General features: G+C 47.7%; 23 protein-coding genes and 3 pseudogenes. 13 read left to right on the forward strand and 13 right to left on the reverse strand.

Annotated elements, in window-relative coordinates:
• Window positions 1-17 precede the first annotated feature (17 nt).
• Window positions 18-1,088 (reverse strand): FAD-binding protein, encoded by a 1,071-nt coding sequence (locus tag GVI43_RS08025; protein WP_281351002.1) that lies wholly within the window; start codon window positions 1,086-1,088, stop codon window positions 18-20.
• A gap of 214 nt (window positions 1,089-1,302) precedes the next feature.
• Between GVI43_RS08025 and GVI43_RS08030 the strand changes: the two are divergent.
• Together GVI43_RS08030 and GVI43_RS08035 are read left to right on the forward strand one after the other, a co-directional pair.
• Window positions 1,303-1,884 (forward strand): annotated as a pseudogene (locus GVI43_RS08030) (LysR family transcriptional regulator); the annotation flags it as partial.
• Window positions 1,885-2,163: 279 nt separating this feature from the next.
• Entirely contained in the window at window positions 2,164-2,385 is a 222-nt protein-coding gene (locus GVI43_RS08035) for a YgdI/YgdR family lipoprotein (protein ID WP_246201645.1), read from the forward strand.
• Window positions 2,386-2,573: 188 nt separating this feature from the next.
• Here the strand turns inward: GVI43_RS08035 and GVI43_RS08040 are convergent, their stop codons facing one another.
• Window positions 2,574-3,488 carry an EamA family transporter gene (locus tag GVI43_RS08040; RefSeq protein WP_159566347.1) on the reverse strand — a complete coding sequence of 305 codons (915 nt, stop codon included), beginning with the start codon at window positions 3,486-3,488 and terminating at the stop codon, window positions 2,574-2,576.
• Between the two features lie 421 nt (window positions 3,489-3,909).
• On the opposite strand from GVI43_RS08040, the gene GVI43_RS08045 reads away from it, so the two are divergent.
• Entirely contained in the window at window positions 3,910-5,370 is a 1,461-nt protein-coding gene (locus GVI43_RS08045; RefSeq protein ID WP_159566348.1) for an AMP nucleosidase, read from the forward strand.
• 91 nt (window positions 5,371-5,461) lie between these two features.
• Here GVI43_RS08045 and GVI43_RS08050 read toward each other — a convergent pair.
• Window positions 5,462-5,625, reverse strand: a pseudogene (locus GVI43_RS08050) (arsenical resistance protein ArsH); the annotation flags it as partial.
• A gap of 86 nt (window positions 5,626-5,711) precedes the next feature.
• On the opposite strand from GVI43_RS08050, the gene GVI43_RS08055 reads away from it, so the two are divergent.
• From GVI43_RS08055 to arsC, 3 genes are read left to right on the forward strand one after another with little or no spacing between them, the layout of a single operon-like run.
• Entirely contained in the window at window positions 5,712-6,032 is a 321-nt protein-coding gene (locus tag GVI43_RS08055; RefSeq protein WP_159566349.1) for a transcriptional regulator, read from the forward strand.
• A 46-nt stretch (window positions 6,033-6,078) separates the two neighbouring features.
• Entirely contained in the window at window positions 6,079-7,368 is a 1,290-nt protein-coding gene (locus GVI43_RS08060; RefSeq protein WP_159566350.1) for an arsenic transporter, read from the forward strand.
• 12 nt (window positions 7,369-7,380) lie between these two features.
• Window positions 7,381-7,806, forward strand: a complete 426-nt coding sequence (gene arsC, locus GVI43_RS08065; protein WP_159566351.1) for a glutaredoxin-dependent arsenate reductase — start codon at window positions 7,381-7,383, stop codon at window positions 7,804-7,806.
• Here the strand turns inward: arsC and GVI43_RS15890 are convergent.
• Window positions 7,799-7,959, reverse strand: a pseudogene (locus tag GVI43_RS15890) (helix-turn-helix domain-containing protein); the annotation flags it as partial. The gene arsC and the pseudogene GVI43_RS15890 overlap by 8 nt on opposite strands.
• Before the next feature lie 543 nt (window positions 7,960-8,502).
• Here GVI43_RS15890 and GVI43_RS08070 point away from each other — a divergent pair.
• Window positions 8,503-10,290, forward strand: a complete 1,788-nt coding sequence (locus GVI43_RS08070) for a phosphodiester glycosidase family protein (RefSeq protein ID WP_159566352.1) — start codon at window positions 8,503-8,505, stop codon at window positions 10,288-10,290.
• A 60-nt stretch (window positions 10,291-10,350) separates the two neighbouring features.
• Here GVI43_RS08070 and GVI43_RS08075 read toward each other — a convergent pair whose 3' ends face one another.
• Window positions 10,351-11,403 (reverse strand): YdcF family protein, encoded by a 1,053-nt coding sequence (locus GVI43_RS08075; protein ID WP_159566353.1) that lies wholly within the window; start codon window positions 11,401-11,403, stop codon window positions 10,351-10,353.
• A gap of 301 nt (window positions 11,404-11,704) precedes the next feature.
• On the opposite strand from GVI43_RS08075, the gene GVI43_RS08080 reads away from it, so the two are divergent.
• Window positions 11,705-11,983, forward strand: a complete 279-nt coding sequence (locus tag GVI43_RS08080; RefSeq protein ID WP_159566354.1) for a helix-turn-helix domain-containing protein — start codon at window positions 11,705-11,707, stop codon at window positions 11,981-11,983.
• Window positions 11,980-13,263, forward strand: coding sequence for a type II toxin-antitoxin system HipA family toxin (locus GVI43_RS08085; RefSeq protein WP_159566355.1), 1,284 nt, complete (start codon window positions 11,980-11,982; stop codon window positions 13,261-13,263). Before GVI43_RS08080 ends, GVI43_RS08085 begins: the two co-directional genes overlap by 4 nt.
• Before the next feature lie 39 nt (window positions 13,264-13,302).
• Here GVI43_RS08085 and GVI43_RS08090 read toward each other — a convergent pair whose 3' ends face one another.
• The 3 genes from GVI43_RS08090 to GVI43_RS08105 all read right to left on the reverse strand — a co-directional run bounded on the left by GVI43_RS08090 (window position 13,303) and on the right by GVI43_RS08105 (window position 16,542).
• A complete protein-coding gene (locus tag GVI43_RS08090) occupies window positions 13,303-13,524 on the reverse strand; it encodes a type II toxin-antitoxin system Phd/YefM family antitoxin (protein WP_159566356.1) in 222 nt (73 codons plus the stop codon).
• Between the two features lie 1,251 nt (window positions 13,525-14,775).
• The gene (gene dctP, locus GVI43_RS08100) at window positions 14,776-15,813 is read right to left on the reverse strand and encodes a TRAP transporter substrate-binding protein DctP (RefSeq protein ID WP_159566358.1); all 1,038 of its coding nucleotides are present in this window, start codon (window positions 15,811-15,813) and stop codon (window positions 14,776-14,778) included.
• 84 nt (window positions 15,814-15,897) lie between these two features.
• Window positions 15,898-16,542, reverse strand: a complete 645-nt coding sequence (locus GVI43_RS08105) for a glutathione S-transferase family protein (RefSeq protein ID WP_159566359.1) — start codon at window positions 16,540-16,542, stop codon at window positions 15,898-15,900.
• 304 nt (window positions 16,543-16,846) lie between these two features.
• Between GVI43_RS08105 and GVI43_RS08110 the strand changes: the two genes are divergently transcribed.
• Window positions 16,847-18,238 carry an L-cystine transporter gene (locus GVI43_RS08110; protein WP_159566360.1) on the forward strand — a complete coding sequence of 464 codons (1,392 nt, stop codon included), beginning with the start codon at window positions 16,847-16,849 and terminating at the stop codon, window positions 18,236-18,238.
• Window positions 18,239-18,508: 270 nt separating this feature from the next.
• Window positions 18,509-18,847 (forward strand): DUF1161 domain-containing protein, encoded by a 339-nt coding sequence (locus tag GVI43_RS08115; protein ID WP_159566361.1) that lies wholly within the window; start codon window positions 18,509-18,511, stop codon window positions 18,845-18,847.
• 97 nt (window positions 18,848-18,944) lie between these two features.
• Here the strand turns inward: GVI43_RS08115 and GVI43_RS08120 are convergent, their stop codons facing one another.
• Window positions 18,945-19,985 (reverse strand): oxidoreductase, encoded by a 1,041-nt coding sequence (locus GVI43_RS08120; protein WP_159566362.1) that lies wholly within the window; start codon window positions 19,983-19,985, stop codon window positions 18,945-18,947.
• A gap of 94 nt (window positions 19,986-20,079) precedes the next feature.
• On the opposite strand from GVI43_RS08120, the gene GVI43_RS08125 reads away from it, so the two are divergent.
• A complete protein-coding gene (locus GVI43_RS08125; RefSeq protein WP_159566363.1) occupies window positions 20,080-20,232 on the forward strand; it encodes a hypothetical protein in 153 nt (50 codons plus the stop codon).
• Between the two features lie 100 nt (window positions 20,233-20,332).
• Here the strand turns inward: GVI43_RS08125 and GVI43_RS08130 are convergent, their stop codons facing one another.
• The 3 genes from GVI43_RS08130 to mlc all read right to left on the reverse strand — a co-directional run bounded on the left by GVI43_RS08130 (window position 20,333) and on the right by mlc (window position 23,353).
• A complete protein-coding gene (locus GVI43_RS08130) occupies window positions 20,333-21,082 on the reverse strand; it encodes an SDR family oxidoreductase (protein WP_159566364.1) in 750 nt (249 codons plus the stop codon).
• Window positions 21,083-21,217: 135 nt separating this feature from the next.
• Window positions 21,218-21,892 carry a dethiobiotin synthase gene (gene bioD, locus GVI43_RS08135; protein WP_159566365.1) on the reverse strand — a complete coding sequence of 225 codons (675 nt, stop codon included), beginning with the start codon at window positions 21,890-21,892 and terminating at the stop codon, window positions 21,218-21,220.
• A gap of 243 nt (window positions 21,893-22,135) precedes the next feature.
• Complete coding sequence (mlc, locus tag GVI43_RS08140; RefSeq protein ID WP_159566366.1) at window positions 22,136-23,353, reverse strand: sugar metabolism global transcriptional regulator Mlc; 1,218 nt, start codon at window positions 23,351-23,353, stop codon at window positions 22,136-22,138.
• Window positions 23,354-23,761: 408 nt separating this feature from the next.
• Here mlc and GVI43_RS08145 point away from each other — a divergent pair, with 408 nt between their 5' ends.
• Window positions 23,762-24,979: an MFS transporter gene (locus tag GVI43_RS08145; protein ID WP_159566456.1), complete on the forward strand. Its 1,218-nt coding sequence runs from the start codon at window positions 23,762-23,764 to the stop codon at window positions 24,977-24,979.
• A 961-nt stretch (window positions 24,980-25,940) separates the two neighbouring features.
• On the opposite strand, the gene GVI43_RS16060 is transcribed toward GVI43_RS08145, so the two are convergent.
• Entirely contained in the window at window positions 25,941-26,132 is a 192-nt protein-coding gene (locus tag GVI43_RS16060) for a transposase-like zinc-binding domain-containing protein (protein ID WP_425482134.1), read from the reverse strand.
• Window positions 26,133-26,194 lie beyond the last annotated feature (62 nt).

Here is a 26,194-nt window from a genome sequence, read left to right on the forward strand (position 1 = left end):
TAAAGGCTGGGCCTCGTTTATTTACCGAGCGGATGCTCTACCGGAATATGGGATATCTTGCTTTTCATGATCCATTTTCGGAGCCACGGCGTTGTCAGAATGGCGGCTTTTACAATTTTGCTAAACAGCTTGATTCTTAGCTTTCGCGTGCGGCAACGGTAAGTATGATTTGGGATTGTGTCTCTGGCGTTAAGCACTTTACTGAGTATCTCAGCGCTGTCCAGCGCATAGCTTATCCCTTCCAACGAACTGGCGCTGATAAAGCCGGCGGCTTCGCCAATCAGAAACATATTGTCTTTGCCGCAGCAAAAATCGCTGAATTTAGAAGGGCACAGCACCACGCATTTCTCAGTCTTGAGTACCTGATTGAAGCTAAATGAATAGGGCAGCAGTTTCTGTTTTAGCCGCTCAAAGCGCTGGTTAGCATTTTTCATGTCAAACGCGCCACCGATAATAAAATAGCCGTCTTTAGATATGCTCCACGCGTAACAGTCGGTTACTTCGCTATCGAAAATGCAGGAGTAGAACGGTACCGGGTGTCGGTCTTCAAACCATTGCTGAATAGACAGATATTTACGAATTTGACGCTCAGGATACAGACTACGCCTGATTATCGAATTAGCGCCGTCGGCACCGACCACATAGCGGGCTGAAACCTGCCGCTGTATTCCGTTCTCAACGAAGGTAATTTGGTATCCGTCACCTTGCCTGACGATTTGCTTGCACAGCGTGTCGTGGAGGACATCCACCGTGGCGGGGATTAAGCTTTTGAGCCAAAGGTCGAAACGATGGCGATTGATATTGACGTAAGTGCGCTGATAGTTACGAATCATCGAGGTTTGCAGATCGAAGGTTTTCACGCTAAATATTTGCGGATTAGCCAGCACCGAGACCGGTAAGTTGAGATTAGAACGCACAAAAGATCGCTGGGAATCGGTAGCCAGCAGGCCGCCGCAGGGCTTTTGAAACCCGTCTTCACCGCTCGGCTGTTTCTTATCAAAAGCAATAACCTTGAGGTCAGGGTTAAGTAGCCGGGCTAAGGTGGAACCGGCCGGGCCTAATCCAACAATCGCAATATCGTAATCCATGATTAACCGCTGTAAAAAATAGAGGGTGGTATAGCGCGAGACAATACGCGGGCTGGATGAAGTTGTTGTGAAGTAGCGGTGGCCATTGATGCAAAGCACCGTCGCTACCGCCTGGCCATTTCATTCACATCTCAATGCTTCATTTGATTGCAGTAGATATGAGTTTTATTTATCTTGTATGCATATTTATTGGTCAGAGGCTGGGAGATTAGCGATGAAATACAAAGAAGAAAATCTGAGTAACCTGATTCAAATCAGAGCGTTCAGTCAGGTTGTTGCTCAGGGGAGTGTTTCAAAGGCAGCAGAACAGCTATTCAGAACCCAGTCAGCCATCACCCGTTCCATTCGGGATTTAGAACAGGCGCTTGGCGTTTCGCTGTTTCAGCGCCAGGCCAACGGCATGCTGATCACCGATTTCGGCGCATGCATCTTACCCAGAGTAACCCGCGCCCTTGACGAACTTCATCAAATCCCGCCGCTGTTAAATAAGCTTTTGGCCCGGCCGGGGCACCCGCGAAACGATGCGGAGCCAATCTATTTGTATAACGTTCGTCGGCTGCAAATTTTTGTTTACCTGAGTGAAACAGGGCACATGCAAACCGTTGCCAATCAGTTAGGCCTCAGCCAGCCCGCCGTTAGCGCAGCGTTAAACGTGCTGGAAGAAGGAACCGGAACGCCGCTATTGGAACGTTCTCCGCACGGGCTGGTTCTCACGCTGGCCGGTCGCGAAATACAAGCCAATATTCGCCGCGCCTTGAACGAACTGGAACAGATCCCTGTAGACATCGCAGCCAAGCAGAAATAGCCAAGGAAGGGCAAGAGCGGATAACGCTGTCTATACTTGTTGTAGCAGTCACTATCGGGGAACGTCGGCCATGCTTATTGGCCTCGGTAATCGAACTCATTCACTCACGGCTTTTGCCCGGACAAAAGATTAGCGCCACGGCGATGACCATCAGCCTGTTGTCTATTCAGCCAAGCGAGAAGAGTAACCCGAGGTGCTACTTTTGCCGCTAGTGATGAGTTTTAGCCGTTCCCCGTCTTTATTCCGTTTATCTATCCGAGGAAAACAACCATGATGAAAAAATTAGCCATACTGACAGCCGCGCTGGCAATGGTAAGCGTGCTTTCTGCCTGTTCAAGTGGATACGTTATCACCACTAAGAGTGGCGAAATGCTTATTTCAAAAGATAAACCGGTGATGGATGAAGAGACCGGCATGATTAGCTATACCGACAAGGCTGGCGACCAGCATCAGGTCAAATCTGAGGATATCCAAGAGATGATGGAGAAGTAGCGTTTAAATTGGTCCCAATGGGCGAATTAATGCGCGTCAGCTAAGCATTCTTACATAATGTGGCCCTATCATATCGTCACCCCTGTGGCGACGGAGAAGAGCTGAGGATAATCAAGCAGATTACCATTTCAAGTATATTGATTACCCTTGACTGACAGGCCCCACGCATTAATCCGCCCATTTCGATGCTACTTCTCACCACCTGAAGCCCGTGGCGTTCTGAGCCGGTTAACCAGCGAGCCAAATACGTTAATCAGCAGGCCGAACATCACCATCGCGGCACCGATAATCTGAACCATTGACAGGGTTTCATCTAATACCAGCCAAGCAGCGGTCATGCCAACCACCGGAACCAATAGCGTTAGCGGGGCAACCCGCCACGTTTCATAGCGAGACAGCAGCTGCCCCCAGACAGAGTAGCCAAAAATGGTACTAATGATGGAAAGGTAGGCAATAGACAGAACGCCTTTCGCATTGATATTTGTCAGGCTATCAACGATCGCGGCCGGTCCTTCAAACAAAAACGAACACAGGAAAAATGGCAGGATCGGGATCGCAGCGCTCCATACCACCACACTCAGGATATTGTCTTCCGGTGAGACGCTGGCAATGCGTTTATTGACTATATTACCGCTGGCCCACGACAGCGCGGCGAACAGCGTCAGAATAAATCCAATGGCGGTGATGTTAGCGGTCGGTGCCTGACCCATGGCCAATACCACAATGCCCGCACCGGCAATGGTGATGCCCAAAAGATGATTGATTCTGATTTTTTCACGGAAAAACAGCGCGCATAGCAGTAGGGTGAAAAAGGCCTGAGCCTGCAAAACCAGTGAGGCTAATCCTGCCGGCATCCCCAGTTTGATTGCGCTAAACAGAAAGGCAAACTGGCCGAAATTTATCATTAGCCCATACATCACCAGTAATCTGAGCGGGGCTTTCGGTATCGGAACCAGAAACAGGGCGGGAAACAGTACGAATAGAAACCGTAGCCCGCCTAGTAAGAACGGAGGGATACCGTCTAAACCAAATCGGATCACCACAAAGTTCACGCCCCAAACGATCACCACGCAAAGGGCTAACAGCCTGTCTTTGGTACTCATACCACTCCCATTGTTGACGTTGTTTATCCCCATCTACGCCAACAGGATAGGATGTGGAATGAAATCACCCGATTATTATGCCGGATCATAATACTAATCTGCATGATGGCTATCAATAAATGCGCCGTTGAGCGAGCGGCGGCGTAATAGCAACGAGACAGCTCAATTATCGTCAAATTGTCATCTTCGCCCTTTAGGCTAAGTGCTGACTTGTTAGCTAAAACCTGGGTCCCGGCTTTCGCCGGGATGACGACATAGAGTAAGAATGGCGACAGAGCGTCGGCTTACATGAGTTCTATAAGCCCAACAATGTTCTAATCGGCTAACCGGTTGATATTTATTCAAGCTTATTCTGTGAATAGGCTATTATTGCTACGACTGCTTATTAACACGGCTGCCCGTTCTGAATAAAGGAAATATTTTGATTCAACAACCCGCAACACGTCACCTTACTGCCGCTGAGGCTATTGATAGACTTGAAGTTTTATACCAAGCGGCATTATCTGCGCTGCGCGATGCTATCAGCAATTTTATTAAAGACGGTACGCTGCCTAACCCACAGGCCAGAGCAGAAGGGCTATTTGCTTACCCGCAGCTCAGCGTGATCTGGAACGGTGAATATCAAGACCACCATCGGAGCCGCTCCTTTGGCCGCTTTGTTCGCATCGGGCAGTACAGCACCACCGTTACCCGCCCATCGCTGTTCCGGCGTTACCTATCAGAACAGCTGGCTTTGCTGGAAAACGAGTATGACGCCACGTTTCAAGTGACACCGTCACTACAAGAAATGCCTTATCCGTTTGTGATTGATGGCTCAGACCTGATACTTAACCGTTCAATGACTGCCGATCTTGCCCGGCATTTCCCCACCACGGATTTAGCCAAAATAGGCGATGGCATCACCGACGGCATTGATAATTCTATCGACAGTTTTCCGCTATCCCATTTTGATGCACTGCGCACCGATTTCTCCCTCGCCAGGCTAAAACACTATACCGGCACGCCGGTTGAAGACGTTCAGCCCTACATTATGTTTACCAACTATAGCCGCTATGTTGATGAGTTTGTCAGCTGGGCCTGTGAGCAAATACTGGATCCTGACAGTCCTTATCAGGCGCTTTCCTGTGCCGGTGGTGGCTACATCACGGCAGAGAATGCCGATCCGCAAAAGACTACCTCCGATCTGGCGTGGAAAAAGCACCAGATGCCGGCTTATCACCTGATTGCGAAAAACGGGCAGGGAATCACGCTGGTCAATATTGGCGTGGGGCCATCGAATGCCAAAACCATTTGTGACCATCTGGCGGTGCTTCGCCCGCACGTCTGGCTGATGATTGGCCACTGCGGCGGGCTGCGTGAAAGTCAGGCCATCGGTGACTATGTGCTGGCTCACGCCTATTTGCGTGACGACCACGTACTGGATGCCGTTCTTCCGCCAGATATTCCCATTCCAAGCATTGCAGAAGTTCAGCGCGCACTTTACGACGCAACCAAAGCGGTGAGCGGTATGCCGGGCGAAGAGGTAAAACAGCGGCTGCGCACCGGCACGGTAGTCACCTCAGACGATCGTAACTGGGAGCTACGCTTTTCCGCTTCCGCCATGCGTTTTAGCCTTAGCCGTGCGGTTGCGGTAGATATGGAAAGCGCCACCATTGCCGCTCAGGGCTATCGTTTTCGCGTACCTTACGGCACGCTGCTGTGCGTATCGGATAAACCGCTGCACGGTGAAATTAAGCTCCCGGGGCAGGCTAACCATTTTTACGAAGGGGCGATTTCAGAGCATTTGCAAATCGGTATCCGGGCGATTGATTTACTGCGTGCAGAAGGCGACAAGCTGCATTCCCGTAAGCTACGCACCTTTAACGAACCGCCGTTCCGTTGAGGCGTTAGTTTAGGGGGAGAGGGCCGCTTGGAAAACGGAAGTTATTCCACGCTAAGACTGTTTTTTGTACAACTGACATGATGATGCCTGCTTTAGCTGACTGGTCCATCGAAGTCAGTAAGCGGCCAGCTTCTTCAGCTGCAAAACGGCTGTATAAACGGAACCGTAAAGGATAAGAATCCGTGGCGGTTCCTGTAGCTGCTTAGCCACTCCGTGATCAAAACATTCGGCTCTCAGGGTTGGAAATCGTTCCATTTTTGTTCCTTCTTTAAAGATCTATGATTCTCAAAAAAACACATATGCTTTATCATATGTATATTCTGAGTTCATTGGGCGAAAAAATGCTACAGCCTGTTCAGCTTTTCAAAATTCTGTCGGATGAAACCCGGCTGGCCATCATTATGCTTCTTAGGGAGTCCGGTGAACTATGCGTCTGTGATATCTGCGGGGCCACCTCACAGTCACAGCCTAAAATATCCCGCCACATGGCAATTTTGCGCGAGTCAGGGCTGGTTCTTGACCGTCGTGAAGGGAAATGGATCCACTATCGGTTGTCCCCGCATATGCCGGCTTGGGCCGCTGAATCTATCACCACGGCCTGGCTATGCCTGCGGGAGGATGTCCGCAAATGGCTGGCAAAGTCTGCGTCGTTGTCCTGTTAACTGACACGCATACATATTCTTAAAATCATATATAATGGAGTCTGAGATGTTACTGGCGGGGAGTATTTTTTTACTGACTCTGATCCTGGTGATCTGGCAACCTAGGGGCCTCAGCATTGGCTGGAGTGCGAGTATTGGCGCAGTGCTGGCGCTGATTTTCGGCGTCATTCATCCAAGTGACATTCCGGTTGTTTGGAATATCGTCTGGAACGCGACAGCGACGTTTATCGCGGTGATCATCATCAGCTTACTGCTTGATGAGTCGGGCTTTTTCGAATGGGCTGCGCTATATGTTTCCCGCTGGGGCAACGGGCGCGGGCGCTTGCTGTTCACCTTGATTGTATTGCTTGGCGCAGCTGTCGCTGCGTTGTTTGCCAACGACGGTGCCGCGCTGATCCTGACCCCGATAGTGATTGCCATGTTACTCGCGCTGGGGTTCAGCAAGGGTACTACGCTTGCCTTTGTTATGGCCGCCGGGTTTATTGCCGATACCGCCAGCCTGCCACTTATCGTGTCCAATCTGGTGAACATTGTCTCTGCCGATTACTTCAGTTTGGGCTTTACTGAATATGCTTCCGTTATGATCCCCGTTGATATTGCAGCCATCGCAGCCACGCTGGGCATGCTGCATATCTTCTTTCGCAGGGATATTCCGGCGACGTATGACGTTGCACTGCTAAAATTACCTGCCAGCGCGATAAAGGACCCGGCAACATTTAGGGCAGGCTGGATTGTCCTTGTGCTGCTGCTCGCGGGTTTCTTTGTTCTTGAGCCGCAGGGTATCCCTGTCAGTGTGATAGCAGCAACGGGGGCTGTTGTCCTGTTTGCGGTGGCGAAGAAAGGTCATGCTATTGACACCGGGAAAGTATTGCGGGGCGCTCCGTGGCAGATCGTCATCTTTTCGCTGGGAATGTACCTAGTAGTCTACGGTCTGCGCAACGCCGGACTGACGGAATACCTTTCTGGTGTACTGAATGTGCTGGCGGATAAAGGATTATGGTCTGCAACTTTTGGCACCGGCGTTCTAACGGCATTTCTATCCTCCATCATGAACAATATGCCTACAGTGCTGATTGGCGCATTGTCCATTGACGGGAGCACGGCTTCCGGCGTCGTTAAAGAGGCGATGATTTATGCTAACGTCATTGGCTGCGATTTAGGCCCTAAAATCACCCCTATTGGCAGTCTGGCGACACTGCTGTGGTTGCATGTGCTTTCGCAGAAAAACATGACGATCTCCTGGGGATACTACTTCCGCACAGGCATCATCATGACCCTGCCTGTGCTGTTTGTCACTCTGGCCGCGCTGGCGTTGCGGCTCTCTGTCACTTTGTAATGGGATACCGATATGAGCAACATTATTATCTATCACAACCCGGCCTGCGGCACTTCACGCAACACGCTGGAGATGATCCGCAATAGCGGCAATGAGCCGACAATTATTTACTATCTCGACACACCGCCGTCGCATGATGAGCTGGTTAAACTTATTGCAGATATGGGGATTACCGTGCGGGCGTTGCTGCGTAAGAACGTTGAGCCTTATGAGCAGCTTACCCTTGCCGATGAGCAGTTAACTGACGAACAGCTGATTGGCTTTATGCTCCAGCACCCAATCCTGATTAACCGTCCCATCGTCGTGACCCCTATGGGAACCCGGCTGTGTCGACCTTCCGAAGTCGTGCTGGATATTCTTCCGGAGTCACAGAAAGGAGCATTCACAAAAGAAGATGGTGAAAAAGTCACTGATGAAAAAGGTAAACGAATCAAATAGAACCTGAAGAATCATTCTCAGGTGTTGAATGTGCAGCTTTCACCCTGAGAATGGTTTGCCGTCACGAGCAACTGTGTTGACGCTAAAACCTGCATTAAGGCGTTTAATCGCTGCCTGTTTTTGTTCTTCATTCAGGGCGGGAGGACGTCCGAAACATTGCCTGATGGTATTGCGCTTTCCGTTCATCAGAACCGGTTACTTAATATTGGCGCGTGAGGGCTGGAAAATGAGTCGTCATCGACCATAACACCGCAACGCTCTGTACCCATTCCCTGCAGGAAATTAGACACCGTGATTCAGATCACACTTATAAAACCGAAACCGGAATTTTCTAGTAATTATGCTAGCTGTAATCGCTTGGTTTTTCCTATCAAATAATCCTCACCCAATATTGAATTTTTCAACAGTGTACACTGCTAATTTTCTGATTAAATAGTCCAGAAGATTTTATCTATTGGCGTTATCACTGAAGCAAAACTTCAATTTCATCGTTATTTAGCAGTAGATAATATTAATTTTCATAAACCATATCTAACGATTGTAGCCGACGCTACATGACACAATAACCAGAAATCACAGGTGGCAGTTGTTGAAAGGAAGTACGCCACATTATGGAAACTGTATCCATTTCTCGGAAGTAAGCTCGTGTAGCGGTATTCAAATAGCTCATTTCATTGAAAATACGTGAGGTTCTATATGAAAATCATATACTTCGTTATATTACTACTATCGATAGTTTTATCTCCCAGCGGCTATTCTCGCGATGTAAAAGGAGATCAACCCTCGGCTAGATCGGCGGGGCAGCAATCGCCACCGTCAGGCACTTCGATTAATAAAGCCACACCAAAAGAATCGGTACCTTTTCCAAAAGATCTATTAAAAACCAGCGCGGATTCACAAGCCAAATCTGATGAGGTCAGTCAGACCCAATTTTGGGCCTGGAACAATGTTCCTAGCGCGGGATCGTGGGGAGGATATGTATGCCTTCGCCATAACTATCCGTCTGATGACACCATATTCTCTTATGCCTGTGACGGTTCGGAAGGGTACGTCGATTTCAATTTTCATGCTGATGGAACAATTACGCCCATTGGCTATGATCAAATGTGCGTCACTTCCACCGGAAGCAATGCCAACTTAAAGCTTCGAAGCTGCAACAGCAGTCTGAGCCAAAAGTGGTATTTATACAGCAATAACAATGCTGATTTTACGCTTCTCTACAGCGCTAATGAAAATGAATGCGTCACCTTTGGCTACACTGGCTTATGGTATGGGCAGGCCTATGGGCTGGCTTATACTTCATACGGCAGCGATTGCACTAGTAGTTACTCAAACTGGCAAGTCAGCGGCTCAGTGGTACCCGGCCATCGCCCCAGCAATGCGGCCTTTACCACTATTCCGGCATCGTTCTATTTTCCGACCGAAGACGCTACTCTGAGTAACCTCCAGGGCTATGCCGTCAGGCTTGGTGATACCAAGTACATCTACCCGGCAACGCCCGACACGCAGACAATACCCGCAAATTGCGATGTAGCAACCAGCGATGTTGTCCCCGGATGGACACCGGAGAGCTGTCGCGAAGCGAAGGCAACCTGTAGCACTCTGTACCCAAATGGCGTGGGAACCGGCGACAACTATCGGTATATCAATCAACCGATGTATACCGTTGAACAGATGTTCAATACCATGTCAGATCAGAATTTCAACTACATGATAAACGGCAGTTGGTACGATTTACGCGGAGCTAATTACCCGCCGGAACAGCCTGCAGTTATGTACACGGAACCCTGTACCCGACTTTTCGGTTGGCAATATGCCAATGGCACTCAGCTGTCTAGCCCCGATGACCGTGATTATGATTCATCTGGGGAAGCCCGTTCTTATCTGGATTCACTGGTGTTTTCAACCCTCCACACAACCTATGAAAATAAGGTGAATTATTATCAGGTAAGCATTGCCGAGAACCCGAAAAAATACAATCCGTCAAACCCGAGTATGGATACTCAAACGCTGATAGCAAACGGGGCTAAATGGGCATTATCAGGATTACTGATCGCCAAAGACGGATTAATCTATCCACCGTGTTCAAGTTCGGTGACAACGGGCTGTGTGCCCACCAGTGCCAGCCCTGATAAACAGGCAGCACGAACCGTGGTTGGGCTTAGCTATGACAGCGCAAATCAGCAGCAAAGCATGGTGATGGTGGTAGTGCAAGGGGGGCGGACTTCCGGTCAGGGCCTCAATACCGCAGAGGCGGCCTATTTTCTGATGAGTCAATATGGCGCCACCGATGTGTTCTTATTGGATGGTTCAGGATCTAGCCAGCTGGTTTCAAATCAAACGCCAACGTCGGGCGGTAGCGCAGTGACTCAATGTAGCGATCGCCCCGATCTGTACTGTACGGTTCCGGGCGATCTTCATGAAGGGCAACCCCGACTGAGGCCAATCGGTAACGTACTGGGGCTGCGTTTTGCTACGCCTTAAACATTAATTAACTCGCTCTACGTAGGCCGCTGACAGAAGCGGCCTACGATAACCATTAACTCAGATTTCCAGTAATTCTGGTGCTGAGCGCATCATATACAGCCCATAGGCGCGCAGTGCATCGCGATAAATACCCAATTTTCTGGTGCCTTCATCCTGTAGTTCTGGCAGCGGCTTATCAGGAGCGGCTACCATCTGCACGTTAAATTTGGCCCCGGTACTCCAGCCCAGAACTTCTAAAATGGCACGGCCGCGGCGGACATGGGTACCGGAACTGATTAGCACCACGTTTTTTATAGCTAACTCATTGATAATATAGTTGGAATAAATCATATTCTCGACGGTGTCGCGGGCGTAGTTCTCGTCAATAATCCGCGTTGAATCGATGCCTTTTTCAATCAGCCAACGCTTCATTTCAATCCCTTCGTTTTGGCCACTCTTCGGCACGCCGCCGGTAACGATAATTTTGGCGTTGGGAAGGGCTTTCGCCACTTCAAGGGTTTTATTGAGACGGTCAATCAGCGTTTGCGCCATGGTACCGTTATCTTGCAGAGCATAGCCCAGCGTCACAATCACGGCCGGCGTATCCGCTTTGAACGAAGCGGGGAGCTGGTCAACAACTGGGGCTCGCAGTACGCTGTCAACGGTAGTAAAAATTTTGGCAATGTCATTGGCGCGTGCCGGATGGATTTTTTTCAACGCAAATAAAGCGGGGCCATCTTTTTTACCCTGAGCGTGGGTGTATAACGCTTGGTAGGTTAACGCATCAGCATCGTTTGGCGCCAGTTTGAGAATTTGATCGTAGGTGGCCATGGCCTCGTCCATCCGGCTTGCCCATACCTGAGTGGCGGCGATACTGTACAGAATATCCAGTCGGGTCGGAGCGAGTTGATATGCGGCTTTCAGGCTCTTCTCAAGCTTTGGCATATCCCAGACAACGTACGCCTGATGTGCCTGATTTAGCAGATTATGCACTTCGTCACGCTGGGTATTACTGGTCTGATAGTTAAACGTTATGACCTGAGTTGGTTGCGTTGCTGTCGGTGCAGCAGCGCAATAAAAGCTGGCCGAGAGTACGACAGCCGTTAACAGTGCGATTTTGGTATGTCTCATTACGCAATCCCTCTAACTTATTGATAATAAAAAATGTGGTTGTATTTTAAGCAGGGTATATTTTTCGTCGAGAATTATCAATAACGAACAATTCGAAATGTGACGGGAATGCCCATCATCAAAAAAAGCGGGCGAGGAGGGCAATTGCTGCTCACCGGCAATCCCGTTGTTATTAGTTATCAAATTAGCGGCTTTGATACGCATCAGACCAAAACATCAAATAGATACAGTTGTGTCTAAAAATGGCTTTTTTTGGCAAAATTGGATATAATTATATCTATTATAAATCAGGGGTGCGGCTATGGACTTACTCTCTTTGCTCAGTGCTAACGACGTACAAAAAAGGCTAGCTGACTATTTACAGTCGCGTAGAAAAACCGCCAAGCTTTCCCGAGGCGATTTAGCCAAGCGCAGCACTGTTCCTGAATCAACCATCAAAAAGTTTGAAACTACCGGGCAGATCTCGTTACGCCAATTCCTATTGCTGTGGCAAAGCCTTGATTCATTAGACTCGTTATATGACCTGACCAAGCCGAAGCTAAGCCGACCAACCTCGATTGAAGAGGTGATCAATTCATGAATGTATTTCATCCGGTTCGGCGACTTGATGTACATCGGCGCATGAGCGATGGTCAAAGGGTTTTGGTTGGTACTCTGGCACAGAACGCCAGAGGAATCTATTTCCAGTATAGTGATGAATATATCAGCCATTTTTCCAGCTTATCGCCCTTCAAACTTGCGTTTAACGCCCAGCTCCAACAGGCGACATCACCGATTCACGGTGGACTATTTGGTACCTTTGCTGACTCATTGCCTGACGGTTGGGGCCTATTACTGATGGACCGGGTATTTCGGCAGCAGGGTGTTTCGCCGACCTTACTAACGGCAATGGACCGTTTGGCCTATGTGGGTAGCCAAGGATCCGGTGCGCTTGAATATACGCCAACGTCCGATTATCGCCTCACGTTCCCCCCTGATACCATTGATATTGCAACCTTAGCAGAGGAAGCCTGCTCTCTTTTTGAAGGTCAAACGGAGGTGGTATTAGCGCAGTTGGCCAACGCTGGCGGATCGGGCGGGGCCCGGCCAAAGTCACTGATTTATATCAGCCCTGATAACCCTAATCAGGCCAGCACAATAGCCACTCCCGGATATTCGCCCTGGTTAGTTAAATTTACCTCGAAGTCCCTTCAGCTTCAACATGAAGAAGGCCTGTGTGAAGCGGCATATCTACGAATGGCGGGGCGAGCAGGGCTGAAGGTTCCTGAATGGAAGCTGATTTCTCCTCCGCAAGGCTCACAGGCGATCGCATGGTTAGCCATGAAGCGTTTTGACTGTACCGAACAACATGGTCGATATCATTTGCATAGCCTATGCGGCCTTTTAGATGCAGATTTCCGTGCGCCATCCATTGACTATGAAACCTTGATCAAGGCTTCTCAGGTGCTGTGCAAAAGCCCGGCAGTAGGGCAATTACAGTTCTCACGTGCAATGTTTAACTTATTTTCACTCAACCAAGATGACCATACCAAGAACTGGGCGTTCCTACAGGACGATCGCGGTAACTGGACGCCTTCACCATTTTACGATGTGACATACAGTCCCAATCCGTATGGTGAACATACCACTGCGTTTAATGGTTATGGTAAAGCACCGCCGATCAAGGCAATCCAACGATTAGCCGAACAGGCAAATTTTGATAGCTGGGCTTCAGCACAAGCGGCAATTGAAGAAATTGTGGCAGCATTGAGTAATTGGACGGAAATTGCTAAAGAGCTAAATATTTCACCGGCGACGACAAAAATGATTAGCCGTAGTTTGAATGAGGTTTATCAGCAGAATAAGTTGTTGTTGAGCTGAGCGGGGAAAGGGTGTAGCCGCTATAAACGGTATACCAAATCATCGGTCAGTCAGCGCCTTGATGGTATGTTCATGACGTTGCATAATGGCATCAAATTCCGTGTCCAGTTTGGCGTTTTGATAGGCCTCAAATGCGGCTTTGCTGATAAGCACGGCGGCGCTGCCGTCACGGCGTGTGATCTCAACCGGCTCACCATTTAACGCGGTATCCAGTACGGTGGAAATATTGGCTCTGGCCTGTGTGGAGGTGTAGGTTTGCATGGATCTCTCCTGATATGTACAAGATAAGTGTACATTTAAATTGTACATTACCCCAGAACTAATGCGTACCTTGAGGCTTTATTAGATTCAAAGGTTAGGGTTGTTCAGTCAGGATCTATGTTTGCTCACGTATAAATTCATTTCCTGCGCCACCGAGGAAGGTCGTCATGTTTACTGTAGCAGCATATTTAACATAATATACATTATGCGCACCTATGTGTTATTTGAAGGATTCTGGCGTTCTGTGGCTAATCTTATGCTGTCTGATGTTCTAAGGATTGCCTGTTATGGCCCATATCTAAACAGTCTGAGGCTCATTCATTGTCAACGATCATTCAATATCAGTTCTTTTTAAATTGACCGCTGTGGTTTGGCCAAAACAACAAAACAAGTTTTGCTACTGACCGGTATTACAATCAAAAGCAAAAAGTGAATAAATGATTTCTGGTGATCGTGCATATATTTTCATGCGTAAAAAATTCGCTATCAATATATGAACGGTTTATTGCTGACCAAAAATGCAATTCCATCGGCATCACGGTTATGTATAACAGCTTACGCACTTGTGTTTTGAGACCATACGATCTGCAAAATCTTATTCCTGGATAATCACTTATCCAATTCTTATCACATAAATCACGACAATTTTGCTGTCTTCATAAAGTAGTTCATGAGCCGACCTTGTGCATCATGCTGGCGGAGGCTGAGGTAAAGAGGCTCCCTATCCTACGTCACTATCATGCAGCCAAGCTGGCTACTACAAAGCCAAAAAGACAATACATTGAATGCATTAACCAATTGATTTTAATATAAAAGTAACTTGAATTGTAGGAATCAGAACCCATATATAATTTATGGTGATTTAGTTTGTCCGAATTGCCTACTCAGGGCTGAGATTATCCAGCCTAACTGGATAAAATATCCGTAAATAATATCTGGGGTTACAAAATGCCAAAATCCGATCGCGATTTCGTTAATAAGAGCCAAGACTATGAACTGAACGATCTTCTAAGTAAGCATGGTTACCGTGAAACTGAAGCAAACAGGAAGCTATTGCAAAGTCACCTGCCTCCAAATACTAAGCATAGCGATGCTGGCAAATTACTTGCTGGAATTCCGAGTTTAGAAAAGAAATAATGCGGTGTGTGTAATACAGTTTATGCTAATCAGGCAGTCGTGGAATCAATTCCCGCAGCTGCCTTTTCAAAATAATAAGTAAATGGTCAGTCAGGCGTACAGTGATTGGCTATTTTATTTCATTACATCACTCATAATATTACTAACTTTTTCCATCGTTGGTGACACATCTTTAACGTTCAAGGCTTCCTGTTTTTTCACCCATTTGGCTTGAATTTCCTGATAGCGCGTCACGTCTTGCCAGTGTTCCACTTCTTTGTGTTGCAAAGCGCGAACTTTCGCGCCGCTTTTACGAAGCGTGTCTATTTGTTGCACTAAGGCGTTATCCATCACTGAGCCAGCGGTTTTATAGGCGATTTTGGCCGCGCGCTGAATGGCTTCTTTATCCTCTTGTGCCAGCTTATCCCACGTTTCTTTATTCATCACCAGAAGATAAACGTGCCCGAGCCATAGCTCGTTAGAAACTAAAACGTTTGGCGCCATCTCCTGAACTTTAAGGTCATACCCGCTGTCGATGTTCACCATGATGCCGTCCAGCGCACCGCTCTTAAAAGCGTTAACCGTTTCTGGTCCCCAAGGCATCGTTAACGGTGTTGCACCGGCATTTCGCAGGAAATCTTGATGCCAGAAACTCGCCGATCGCCACTTGGTTCCTTTTATATCTTCCAGATTTTTCAGGGGCCGGGTGCCGAAGAATGCCACTGGGTATCCGGTACCGAAAAAGATGTTCACCACATTTTCTTTTTTTAGCTCTGCCGGGAAAGCAGGAATTTCGGCGTAAACACGTTTGAAGAACTCAATCTGCTTATCGCCCGATGGCCCAACCGGAAAGCTTTTAAAAATCTGGTGCAGCGGCAGTTTGTCGGCGGTATATTCCGGCACGACGATACCCATGTCGGCCGCGGAACCGTCGCCAATCACTCGCAAGGCGTCATAGCCTACCGCCAGACCGCCGTTCCAATGTTCTTCTATCTTCAGGCGTCCGTTGGACTGTTTCTCAATGGCTGTAAAAAAAACGTCTTTAATAAAACGGGTACGCATGCCGCCCAACGGTTCGTGATCGGTATATCTAAGGGTGGTTGTAGCTGATACCGTCGTGGGTAACAGAAACATGGCAAGCATAAGCGCCAGTGGCGCATTGAGTAATTTCATGTAATCTCTGGTTAATTAGAAGAATATTCACGCATTTTACCCCTATTCTTCGGTCTTGGTTGTAAAACATTTGGCTTAATCACGTTACAATGTAACCTTTAAATCCTCATAAGAGACCATTACATGTTCTTTATATGCTGAGCGCTGGCAGAGATTGTCATAGTATTTCTTTAAACAGGGCAAGTTCGGGCGTTCGATATCAATATCAAAATAGCGATAAAGCAAATGACCAAACTGAATGTCTGCCAGCGTAAAATAGTCACCAACCATAAACCGATGCTGCTCTAACCGGCGCTCTGCAATGGTCAATTTATGGGTTAATACCTTAATGGCTTCGGCTATTTTTTCGGATTGGCGATCCTGCGGTGCGGTTCTGATGACCTGCCAGAAAATCGGCCCAGAAAAATTGAGAGTGATATTCAGTTTTGACCATTCAGCCCACATATCAACCTGCGTTCTCAGCCCTAGTTCTGCGGGCCAAAAATGGCTATTGCCGTATCGGCCCGAAAGATATCGCAAAATAGCGCCGGTTTCCCAAAGATAGTCGCTTTGGCCGTCCTGAAGAACGGGAACGGTACCGTTAGGATTCATGGCTAAAAATTCTGGCGTATCGTTACCGCCATATTTGTGGCCAATATCAATGCGCTTATAGGCTAAGCCCATCTCCCCAATACACCACATCAACGCCTGAACGTTAGATGAATTTTTTCTGCCCCAGACTGTTAGCATGTTGTTACCCTGCTTTTTGTTAGCACACTCAATAAGGTAAGTTTAGCCAAAATTAGCTCATCTGCCGTGAAGCGCATTTTCAGGCTATTTATGTGTAAATCCTAATCATTGAGACGGTTTTATCACCAAAATACACCTCGGGTTATAAAGTCAAAAGAACTTTCCATTTTTGTCTACAATTAAACGGAATAAACAAGATAACTTTGTTATAAGGAATGCATTGCATCGCTGTTACAATATGGCAATGCAATTGTTATTGCTCACTATATCTACAGAATAAAAAACTATTACTGAGGTCTTGGGAATGAATCTACCGCTTATTATTAATGTGCTGGTATTTATTGCGCTGTTATTTCTATTAGCGCAAACGCGCCATACCCAATGGAGCCTGGCTAAAAAGGTTTTGCTGGGTTTGGTGATTGGCGTGGTGTTTGGGCTAGGATTACAGTTTATTTACGGCGCTGACAGTTCAGTGCTTAAAGAGTCAGTATCCTGGTTTAACATCGTTGGTAATGGCTACGTTCAGCTGTTACAAATGATCGTTATGCCGTTAGTGTTTGTATCTATATTGAGTGCCGTAGCTAAGCTGCATAACGCTTCCTCTCTGGGAAAAATCAGCTTTTTAACCATCGGTACTCTGCTGTTTACTACCATGATTGCCGCTTTTATCGGCGTGATGATTACTCTGGCCTTTGGTCTTACCGCTGAAGGTTTAGTTCAGGGTGCTCAAGAAACCGCTCGTTTAGGCGCGATTGAATCTACCTATGTCGGAAAAGTGGCGAACTTAACCACTCCACAGCTGATCCTTTCGTTTATTCCTAAAAATCCGTTTGCCGACTTGACCGGGGCTAACCCAACGTCGATTGTCAGCGTGGTGATTTTTGCCGCATTCTTGGGCGTTGCTTCACTGCATCTGCTTAGAGATGACGAAGCAAAGGGTAAACGAGTTCTTACCGCGATTGATACCCTGCAATCATGGGTAATGAAGCTGGTTCGCTTAGTGATTAAGCTAACGCCATACGGCGTTCTGGCGCTGATGACTAAGGTGGTTGCCGGTTCAAATATTCAAGACCTGATTAAGCTAGGCAGCTTTATCGTTGCCTCTTATATCGCGCTGGGCCTGATGTTTGTGGTACACGGTATTCTGCTGACCTTTAGCGGTATTAATGCGCTTAAGTTCTTTAAGAAAGTCTTACCGGTATTAACTTTCGCCTTTACCAGCCGCTCAAGCGCCGCCAGCATTCCGTTAAACGTTGAAGCCCAAACCCGACGTTTAGGCGTACCTGAGACCATCGCCGGGTTCTCGGCATCCTTTGGCGCAACGATTGGTCAGAATGGCTGTGCGGGTATTTATCCTGCCATGTTGGCGGTTATGGTTGCCCCGACCGTAGGTATCAACCCGTTTGATCCGTTATGGATTGCTACGCTGATAGCCATCGTCACCGTCAGTTCTGCCGGCGTTGCCGGTGTCGGCGGTGGTGCAACGTTTGCCGCCCTGATCGTGTTACCGACAATGGGCTTGCCGGTCACGCTGGTTGCCCTGCTCATCTCCGTTGAGCCATTAATCGATATGGGCCGCACAGCGCTAAACGTTAGCGGTTCAATGACGGCAGGTACTATTACTAGCCAAATTCTGAAACAAACGGATAAGCAGATTTTTGAATCGGAAGATGAAGGCGAACTGGCGCATCGATAGCCTTGCTCAGTGCGTTAAAAACGTTAGCTTTGTAAAAAGGCGATGATAATCAGCTCGATTATCATCGCCCCTCCCCATCGTCACCCCGGTGCAAACCGGGTCTAGCCTTTAAGCCAAGCGCTAATTGTTAGCGAAAACCTGGGTCCCGGCTTTCGCTGGGATGACGACGGGGTACAACATTGATGGGGCTGACTGGCCGCATTTTCTTTCTGTATTGTTGCTGAATTAACTAAAATATCGTTTGATCTTATTACGTTGAGGAAAATAGAAATGAAGAAAATTTTAACCTTGTCTATCGCCGCCCTTTTGACCTCTGTACCGTTAATGAGCTTTGCCGCTGAGTCAACCTGCGATGCCGTTAAGGCTGACATCGCGGCGAAAATTATCAATAACGGCGTACCTGAATCCGGATTTGAATTAACGATTGTTCCTGAATCTGAGGCAGCACAAACTCAAGGGAAAGTGGTTGGAAGCTGTGATAGCGGCACCCAGCGGGTAGTGTATGTTCGTCACGGTGCTGGTAGTGAAAATAGCGCAACAACTCCGGCCCATGGACCTAAGGTAGACGATACCGAACATCCAGATTTACAGCCTCAGCCGGTACAATAATCCGTTAAGCCGCTAATCTAAGGTCCCTTGATTAAGGGACTTTAGCCCTTCCCCTCATTTTCAGCCCTTCTCGAACCAAACGTACGTCGTTATTTATTCAAACAACGTTCATCGTAGCCTGCAGCTTTGCCGACTCTAACCCCAGCTCAATCAACGCCATTACCTGAATCGCTTCGTTAGCCGTGACGGGGTTGTCACCCTTACCCATTACTGCATCGCGAATAGCGGCATAATATGCCGGGTAGTTTCCGTCCGCCGTTTTGAGTGACCGTTGGGTCATCGCATCACCTTGGTTTAGGGTCAGTATTCCGTCGCGCGTATCTTCGCCCCAGCCTTTTTGCGGCAAGCGTACTCCTGACTTCAACCGATCTTCCTGCGGGTCGAGACCGTATTTCACGTAGCTACCTTGAGTGCCGTGAACGATGTAACGCGCTGATTCCGCCGCCGCCATCATGGTGCCGTGAAGCACCACCCGACGTTGAGGATAAGCCAGTACGGCATGGAAATAATCACTGGTTTCAGCACCGGGGCGCAGCCGGGCCAAATCAACGGTAAGGCTTTGTGGCAAACCAAAAAGCCTAATGGCCTGATCGACCAAATGTGGGCCAATATCGTACCAGATGCCGCTTCCTTTGCCGGCCTGTTCACGCCAGCGCTTTTGTACCTGCGGGCGATAGCGATCAAAATGCGATTCAAAATAGACAATATCGCCGAGTGATCCCTGCTGTAATAACGCGTTAAGCGTCAGGAAGTCGCTGTCCCAACGGCGGTTATGAAATACCGAAAGTAGCCGTTTTTTCTCCTTCGCCAGTGCATCAAGCTCACGCGCCTGCGCTAAGGTCACGGTAAATGGTTTATCAACCACCGCGTGTTTACCGGCGTTCAGCGCCGCTTTTGCCAGCGGAAAATGGCTGTCGTTCGGCGTTGGGATCACAACCAGATCGATCGTAGGATCGTTAAAAATATCATCCGGGTCAGAACAAACCTGCACCTCGGGCCAGTCCGTATGGACTTTGGCGGCATCACTGCTGGATACCACCGCCAGCGTCATTCCCGGTGTGCCTGAAATTAGCGGAGCATGGAACGTTTTACTGGCATAGCCATAACCGATTAACCCTACGCGAATGCTGTCACTCATCGATTGCTACCTCTTAGCTTTGGGCCGCCTGCGGCGGAACTTCATCACGGTTCAGAGAAGTTGTTCAGCGAAATATTAAATTAGTAGATTAGTCGTGAAAGCGCCAAATAACCACCGCAAATCTATGGGCGATGCGTTGACCAATGGCCGTAGCGGTGAATATGAAGCGTTAACGCAATTTTGTGACATTGTCACTAGAGGTGTTTTCAACGCTAATAACGCTCAGGCCTCTCGGCTCGAAGTCTGAGCGTTATCTAAAACCCAATATTGCAGCGTATAAAAGATACAGAGCGCCTGCCGAATCTGATAGCAAGGCCCCGTTTTGCGATTAAATCGTGTGTTGTAGCTTACTTCGCTCTCGACACGTTCATTGGGCCAAAGCTTTGTGCCACCGGCATCATCTCAATGCGGTTGATATTCACGTGAGCTGGCTGGGTAGCGATCCAGAATACGGTTTCAGCAATGTCATCGGCGGTTAACGCTTGAACATTCTCATAAACCTTGGCGGCTTTATCGTCATCGCCTTTAAAGCGTACGTTGGAAAATTCGGTCGTGCCGCACAGGCCGGGCTCTACGTCGGTTACCCGAATAGCCGTACCGGCAAGATCAGCGCGTAAATTCAGGCTAAACTGCTTCACAAAGGCTTTAGTGGCACCGTATACATTGCCGCCCGGATACGCGTAACTTCCGGCCACGGAGCCAATATTGATAACGTGGCCGCGGTTCTGGGCGGTCATTATCGGCAGAATCGCGTGGGTGACCGAGGCCAGACCGATAGCGTTGGTATTAATCATGGTCATCCAGTCGTCAAAATTGGCCTTATCTGCCGTCTCAAGGCCCAAGGCCAGCCCTGCATTGTTCACCAGTAAATCGATTTGTTTGAATTCAGCAGGGAGATTTTTCAGTACGCTCAGCACTTTTTCACGGTCGCTAACGTCCAGCTCGACGGGCAGAAAATTATCGCCTAGCTCACTTTTTAACTGCTGCAGACGATCTAAACGACGCGCTGCACCAATAACCCGATGCCCCTGAGCAATAAATTTTCTGACGATGGCGGTACCGAATCCGGCTGACGCGCCGGTAACCAAAACAATCATGCTGTTTTCTCCCGTTTGTATTTTGGATAAGTTCTATTTTCAACAGAAAACTACTATAGCCAATGCATTACCCGATGGTGAAATAAAAAATAAACGATTTGAGAATAGGCTATACCGGTAGCTAACCCATATCCGCTACGATCGCTTAATCAGGTTTAAATCGATAAACTGGCTGAGATCTCGCTCTTCAGGACGGCAAATATAAGGAAGCTCACCGAGTAGCGGTGCCCGTATATTTTGTTTCAATGCACTAATTGTTTCTGCGTAATACGACAAACCCGGGTTAATTCGATTAGCAACCCAACCGGCAATATTCAGCCCGTCGTGAGCGATAGCTTCTGCCGTCAGTATGGCGTGATTAATACAGCCATGTTGAATACCCACGACCAGAATAACCGGTATTTGCTCTTCAATCACCCACTCTGAAATGGGCCGCATACCGTTGAGTAAAAAACGCCAGCCGCCAATGCCTTCAACCACAACGCAGTCTGACTGTGCCTGTAGTTTATGTAACCCTGATGATAAGTGGGAATAGTCCAGCGGATGCTCGCTATAGGTCAGCGCGGCATGATCTTTAATCACGATTGGGTTAATGTCTTTATAAGGTACATTGACGGATGATGATGCCTGAAGGATCGTCGCATCACGATTGCGGCTGCCATCATCAGTGTGGTGTGAGGCAACAATGGCAATAGGCTTATAGCCAATGGCGCGCTTACCCTGCTTAATCAGTGACTGTAGCAAGGCTCGGGAAACGACCGTTTTACCTACTTCAGTACACGTACCGGTAACAAAAAATCGATTCTGCATAAAAAGAATTGCTCCGGAACCTTTAATCGAAACGGTTGATGAAAATAATCCACGGGGTTTAAATCAACGTTTCAGGGGTGAATGGACTAACAGAGGCAGTCCTAATAGCAAAAGTCTAGGCTATGCCTCAGTTCAATAGATTGCGTTAGCTCAATTTTTACTAAAACAGATAAATAAAATTCTTAAAAACAATACGTTATATAGATACGCAGTGTTTGGACTGTTTGACCGAGCTAAAACAGATTATCCCTGAAGTAATTTCACTAATAGCGAACCGTTATATAAAGCCATTTTGACTAATGCAGCGCCGGGAATGGTGCCTTTATTCATAAATCGGGTGGGTTCTATATGAATCGGGCTGCTGTACTGGGGCAGCGACTGTTGGTGAATACACTTTTCAATCGCCGGGTAGAGGATCGCCGCTGACGCATTTAGCGGTGAGCCAATCAGAATTTTTTCAGGGTTGAAAATATTGACCATGACGGCAACGATTTGCCCTACGCTAGTACCAACATGGTTGATGATATTCTGCGCCAAAATGTCGCCTTTGTTGGCGGCATCGCATAAATTTTCTATGGTGACGGCACGGTAATGCATCAGTGATTTCGGGTATAGCGGCAGCTGTTGCTGGGCGCGCTCAAGAATGCTACCGATGCTGGCGATCGTTTCGAGGCAGCCATGATTACCGCAATAACAGGGTTTACCGTTAGGATCGATCTGGGTGTGGCCGATTTCAATGCGGCTGCTGGAATCAATATGAAGCACCCGACCACCGCTAATAACCGACGCGCCGACTACGTCATCAATCACTATCTGAATCACGTTCTGGCAGCCCTGAGAAGCGCCATATAGCGCTTCGCTGATGGTCCAGGCGCAAACGTCTTGCTGAATAAATACCGGCAAACCGGTACGCTGACGCAGCCTTGGCCCGAGTGGCACATTCTCTTCGTTGTAGAACGGCATTTTATGGACGATGCCCGTGGTGGCATCAATAATTCCCGGTAGCGTAATGGCAATGGCCGTCAGGCGTTCAAGGCGTTTTTGATGTCGGGTAAAAAACGACTCAACCAGATAGACAATCCGGTCCAGCAGCGATGAGCTGTTATCAATCGGCAGGTCGATTTGTTCTTCAACAATGATCAGGTTGCTTAAGTCCCGTAGGGCCAGCGTCAGGCAACCATGATGAATACGGGCTGTCAGATAATGCCAGGCTTGGGTGTCGAGCTCAATGCCAACGGCCGGGCGACCGCGGCTACCGACTTCATTAAATTCAGTCTCTTTTACCAAGTGGGCATCATACAATTCACGGACGATTTTAGTGATACTGGCGGGCGCTAAATTGGATACTTTAGACAGCTCGATGCGAGAAATAGGACCATATAGGTCGATTAACCGATATACCGCACCCGTGTTGGTCTGCTTAATATGGTCAATATGCCCCGGTTGGCCTTCTCTGTTCACGCTTCTACTCCTGTTTACACATAAAAAAATGACAAAATAGCTAACAATGTTATCGGGAGTTGTGCATAACAAGATGTATCATGAAGAAACCCATATTATTATTGATAGCGATAGGTCGATTGATAGGGTGTCGCTTTTATTTCTCTACGTCAACCGTTTGATCCTTTTACCAATAAATTGTGTTTACTGAATCGAGCCTATGCTAAAAATAGGTACGCTGTCATTAACGTTATTGATTATCGTTTAGCAAAACCGATTTGTCACCAATCCGTAGACAGAATCATCGGTCTTGTTTTTCTTGATTAAGCCATTCCCGACGGAGGAACTAGAGTGATACCGCCTAAGCTCAATAACAACAGTACGCCTGATGAATCACCGACCGATAATAGTTCCATATCGGATACACAAATGGTCGCTAAATCTGGCCGGGTTCGCTCGCCTTTTATCGTCCGGGGCACGTCGGAGTTTACCCGCGTGACCATGGCCCTGTTCTCTGCCGGTCTGGCGACGTTTGCACTGCTGTATTGCGTTCAGCCAATTCTTCCCGTGCTATCGCAAGACTTCAATATTTCACCGGCCAGTAGTAGCCTTTCGCTATCGGTTGCGACCGGCATGCTGGCGGTGGGTTTACTGTTTACCGGCCCTATCTCTGACGCCATCGGGCGTAAACCGGTGATGGTTACCGCGCTCATGCTGGCCGCAATCCTGACGATTGCCAGCTCACTGACTACCAGCTGGCAGGGCATTTTAATTATGCGGGCGCTTGTGGGGCTAGCGCTGAGCGGCGTAGCTGCCGTTGCGATGACTTACCTGAGCGAAGAGATCGATCCGATGCACGTGGCCTTCGCCATGGGGCTTTATATCAGCGGGAACTCTATCGGCGGCATGAGCGGGCGGCTGCTCAGCGGGGTAATAACTGACTTCTTTTCATGGCGGGTTACCCTCGGCGGCATTGGGGTCATAGCGCTGATTGCAGCCATCGTGTTTTGGCGAATACTTCCGGCATCCAGCCATTTCAGAGCATCGTCCCTTCGCCCGAGAACCTTATTGATTAACTTCCGTTTACACTGGCACGATCGCGGATTGCCATTGCTGTTTGCCGAAGGCTTTCTGCTGATGGGAAGCTTTGTGACGCTGTTTAACTATATTGGTTACCGGCTGATGGAAGCGCCCTATTTTATTGGTCAGGCGATGGTTGGTTTGCTATCGGTTGTCTACCTGACGGGAACCTATAGTTCGCCAAAGGCCGGAACGCTAACCCAGCGCTTTGGCCGCGGCCCGGTTTTGCTGTCGTCGATTGGTATTATGCTGGCTGGCGTGCTGATTAGCCTGTTTTCGTCAGTGTGGTTGGTTCTTAGCGGCATGATGCTATTTACCAGCGGATTTTTCGGCGCTCATTCGGTTGCCAGCAGTTGGATTGGCAAACGAGCCAAGCGGGCAAAAGGCCAGGCTTCAGCCCTGTACCTGTTCTTTTACTATGTCGGTTCAAGCATTGCCGGAACGCTGGGCGGGTTTTTCTGGCACAATTACGGTTGGAATGGATTATCGGTATTTCTGTGCGCCATGTTGGTCGGTGCCCTGTTTATCGGCCGCTATCTGGCCCGCTTACCCGAAGCTAAAGCTTGAAGCTTTCACCCAATACTCTTTCCTTTAAGCATCCGTCAAAGTTGAAGTTAATAGAAAGAGCTGGTTATTTCAGCTGATTAAAATAGCGAGCTTCATCCGCAAGGAACTCGCGATATTTCGACGTCTTCTATTTGAATGAGAATTACGCTGCAACTCAATATCACTGACTTAACGTAGTGTGATGATCAACGCTTCCATTATTTTGGATGGTACCATACTAGCGCACTAAGTTTATTGTTAGAACTATCAACGGTTACTCTTAGATCATAACTTTCACCATGGATATATAACGCTAAAATGCATTAGCTATATGGATTAATTTATTCATTCAGCGTTGATAACTTGCTTCAGATACGCGAGTTTAATATCACACTCATTGCGCTACGTGTTGATGAATAGCTATATGGATGACTGACAATTGGGGGTTAATGGCAACAGCTAATTTATTTAAATAGCATTAATGCGTTGTTATAAATATTCTGGTTACCTGAATTTCTTATGACATGAAAGACAAGGAAGGAAGACAATTCATCAAGCTATATTTATTCACAAACTCGACCTTGACTTGATGTTTTTGAGTATCTCAGCCAATGCGTTTTTAATAGGTTCAATATATTGTCTAAGGCCGTCTTTTATCCGTTCACCCGTGTCAATGAACCGTTTGGAAAACTTCGAAAAATGGCCCAGCATACCTGATAGACCCACGCCTGAGCGTCACACCCGGCTATGTGGCATAGATTCAATAGCATGGGAAAATCAGCGCTCGCGGCGGCGCAGAAATACGCGGAATACGATAGATTTCAATCATAGACAGCATAATTTCTAATAGGTTATCTATTGAATTAATTATGCCAGCGATTTCATTGGTGGAATAACATTTGATTTAACAATTAAAATAGGCCACATAAATATAAATATTCGTGTGACCTATTTTTATGCTGCATAATGTGGATATTACATTTTACAACTTTGATTCTTGGGATAGCTCTTTAGCTTTTAAATTATTAACCCATCCGGCATAAACATATTTCTTTTGAAATGTTTTATGACAAGAAGAACAAAAATAACGCTGGTAGCCAGAACGTCCTAATCCATGTTTTCTAATATGATTAGAATCATTACAATATGGACAGTCTATTTTATTATAGAACATAAAATTTCCTTGTGATTTTTCACATGATAAAGGGTTTGCACTATTTCTAACTTATTATTTTA

The organism is Budvicia diplopodorum, from assembly GCF_009800925.1.
Taxonomy (GTDB): domain Bacteria; phylum Pseudomonadota; class Gammaproteobacteria; order Enterobacterales; family Enterobacteriaceae; genus Budvicia; species Budvicia diplopodorum.

What these genes read in the sequence shown, in the direction of transcription:
- GVI43_RS08110 (WP_159566360.1), top strand. Translation starts at nt 16,847, where the DNA reads ATGAATCTACCGCTTATTATTAATGTGCTGGTATTTATTGCGCTGTTA.
- GVI43_RS08080 (WP_159566354.1), top strand. Translation starts at nt 11,705, where the DNA reads ATGGACTTACTCTCTTTGCTCAGTGCTAACGACGTACAAAAAAGGCTA.
- GVI43_RS16060 (WP_425482134.1), bottom strand. Translation starts at nt 26,132, where the DNA reads ATGTTCTATAATAAAATAGACTGTCCATATTGTAATGATTCTAATCAT.
- bioD (WP_159566365.1), bottom strand. Translation starts at nt 21,892, where the DNA reads ATGCAGAATCGATTTTTTGTTACCGGTACGTGTACTGAAGTAGGTAAA.
- GVI43_RS08040 (WP_159566347.1), bottom strand. Translation starts at nt 3,488, where the DNA reads ATGAGTACCAAAGACAGGCTGTTAGCCCTTTGCGTGGTGATCGTTTGG.
- GVI43_RS08075 (WP_159566353.1), bottom strand. Translation starts at nt 11,403, where the DNA reads ATGAGACATACCAAAATCGCACTGTTAACGGCTGTCGTACTCTCGGCC.
- GVI43_RS08035 (WP_246201645.1), top strand. Translation starts at nt 2,164, where the DNA reads ATGATGAAAAAATTAGCCATACTGACAGCCGCGCTGGCAATGGTAAGC.
- GVI43_RS08085 (WP_159566355.1), top strand. Translation starts at nt 11,980, where the DNA reads ATGAATGTATTTCATCCGGTTCGGCGACTTGATGTACATCGGCGCATG.
- GVI43_RS08105 (WP_159566359.1), bottom strand. Translation starts at nt 16,542, where the DNA reads ATGCTAACAGTCTGGGGCAGAAAAAATTCATCTAACGTTCAGGCGTTG.
- GVI43_RS08070 (WP_159566352.1), top strand. Translation starts at nt 8,503, where the DNA reads ATGAAAATCATATACTTCGTTATATTACTACTATCGATAGTTTTATCT.
- arsC (WP_159566351.1), top strand. Translation starts at nt 7,381, where the DNA reads ATGAGCAACATTATTATCTATCACAACCCGGCCTGCGGCACTTCACGC.
- GVI43_RS08130 (WP_159566364.1), bottom strand. Translation starts at nt 21,082, where the DNA reads ATGATTGTTTTGGTTACCGGCGCGTCAGCCGGATTCGGTACCGCCATC.
- GVI43_RS08115 (WP_159566361.1), top strand. Translation starts at nt 18,509, where the DNA reads ATGAAGAAAATTTTAACCTTGTCTATCGCCGCCCTTTTGACCTCTGTA.
- GVI43_RS08055 (WP_159566349.1), top strand. Translation starts at nt 5,712, where the DNA reads ATGCTACAGCCTGTTCAGCTTTTCAAAATTCTGTCGGATGAAACCCGG.
- GVI43_RS08025 (WP_281351002.1), bottom strand. Translation starts at nt 1,088, where the DNA reads ATGGATTACGATATTGCGATTGTTGGATTAGGCCCGGCCGGTTCCACC.
- GVI43_RS08145 (WP_159566456.1), top strand. Translation starts at nt 23,762, where the DNA reads ATGGTCGCTAAATCTGGCCGGGTTCGCTCGCCTTTTATCGTCCGGGGC.
- GVI43_RS08120 (WP_159566362.1), bottom strand. Translation starts at nt 19,985, where the DNA reads ATGAGTGACAGCATTCGCGTAGGGTTAATCGGTTATGGCTATGCCAGT.
- GVI43_RS08090 (WP_159566356.1), bottom strand. Translation starts at nt 13,524, where the DNA reads ATGCAAACCTACACCTCCACACAGGCCAGAGCCAATATTTCCACCGTA.
- dctP (WP_159566358.1), bottom strand. Translation starts at nt 15,813, where the DNA reads ATGAAATTACTCAATGCGCCACTGGCGCTTATGCTTGCCATGTTTCTG.
- GVI43_RS08060 (WP_159566350.1), top strand. Translation starts at nt 6,079, where the DNA reads ATGTTACTGGCGGGGAGTATTTTTTTACTGACTCTGATCCTGGTGATC.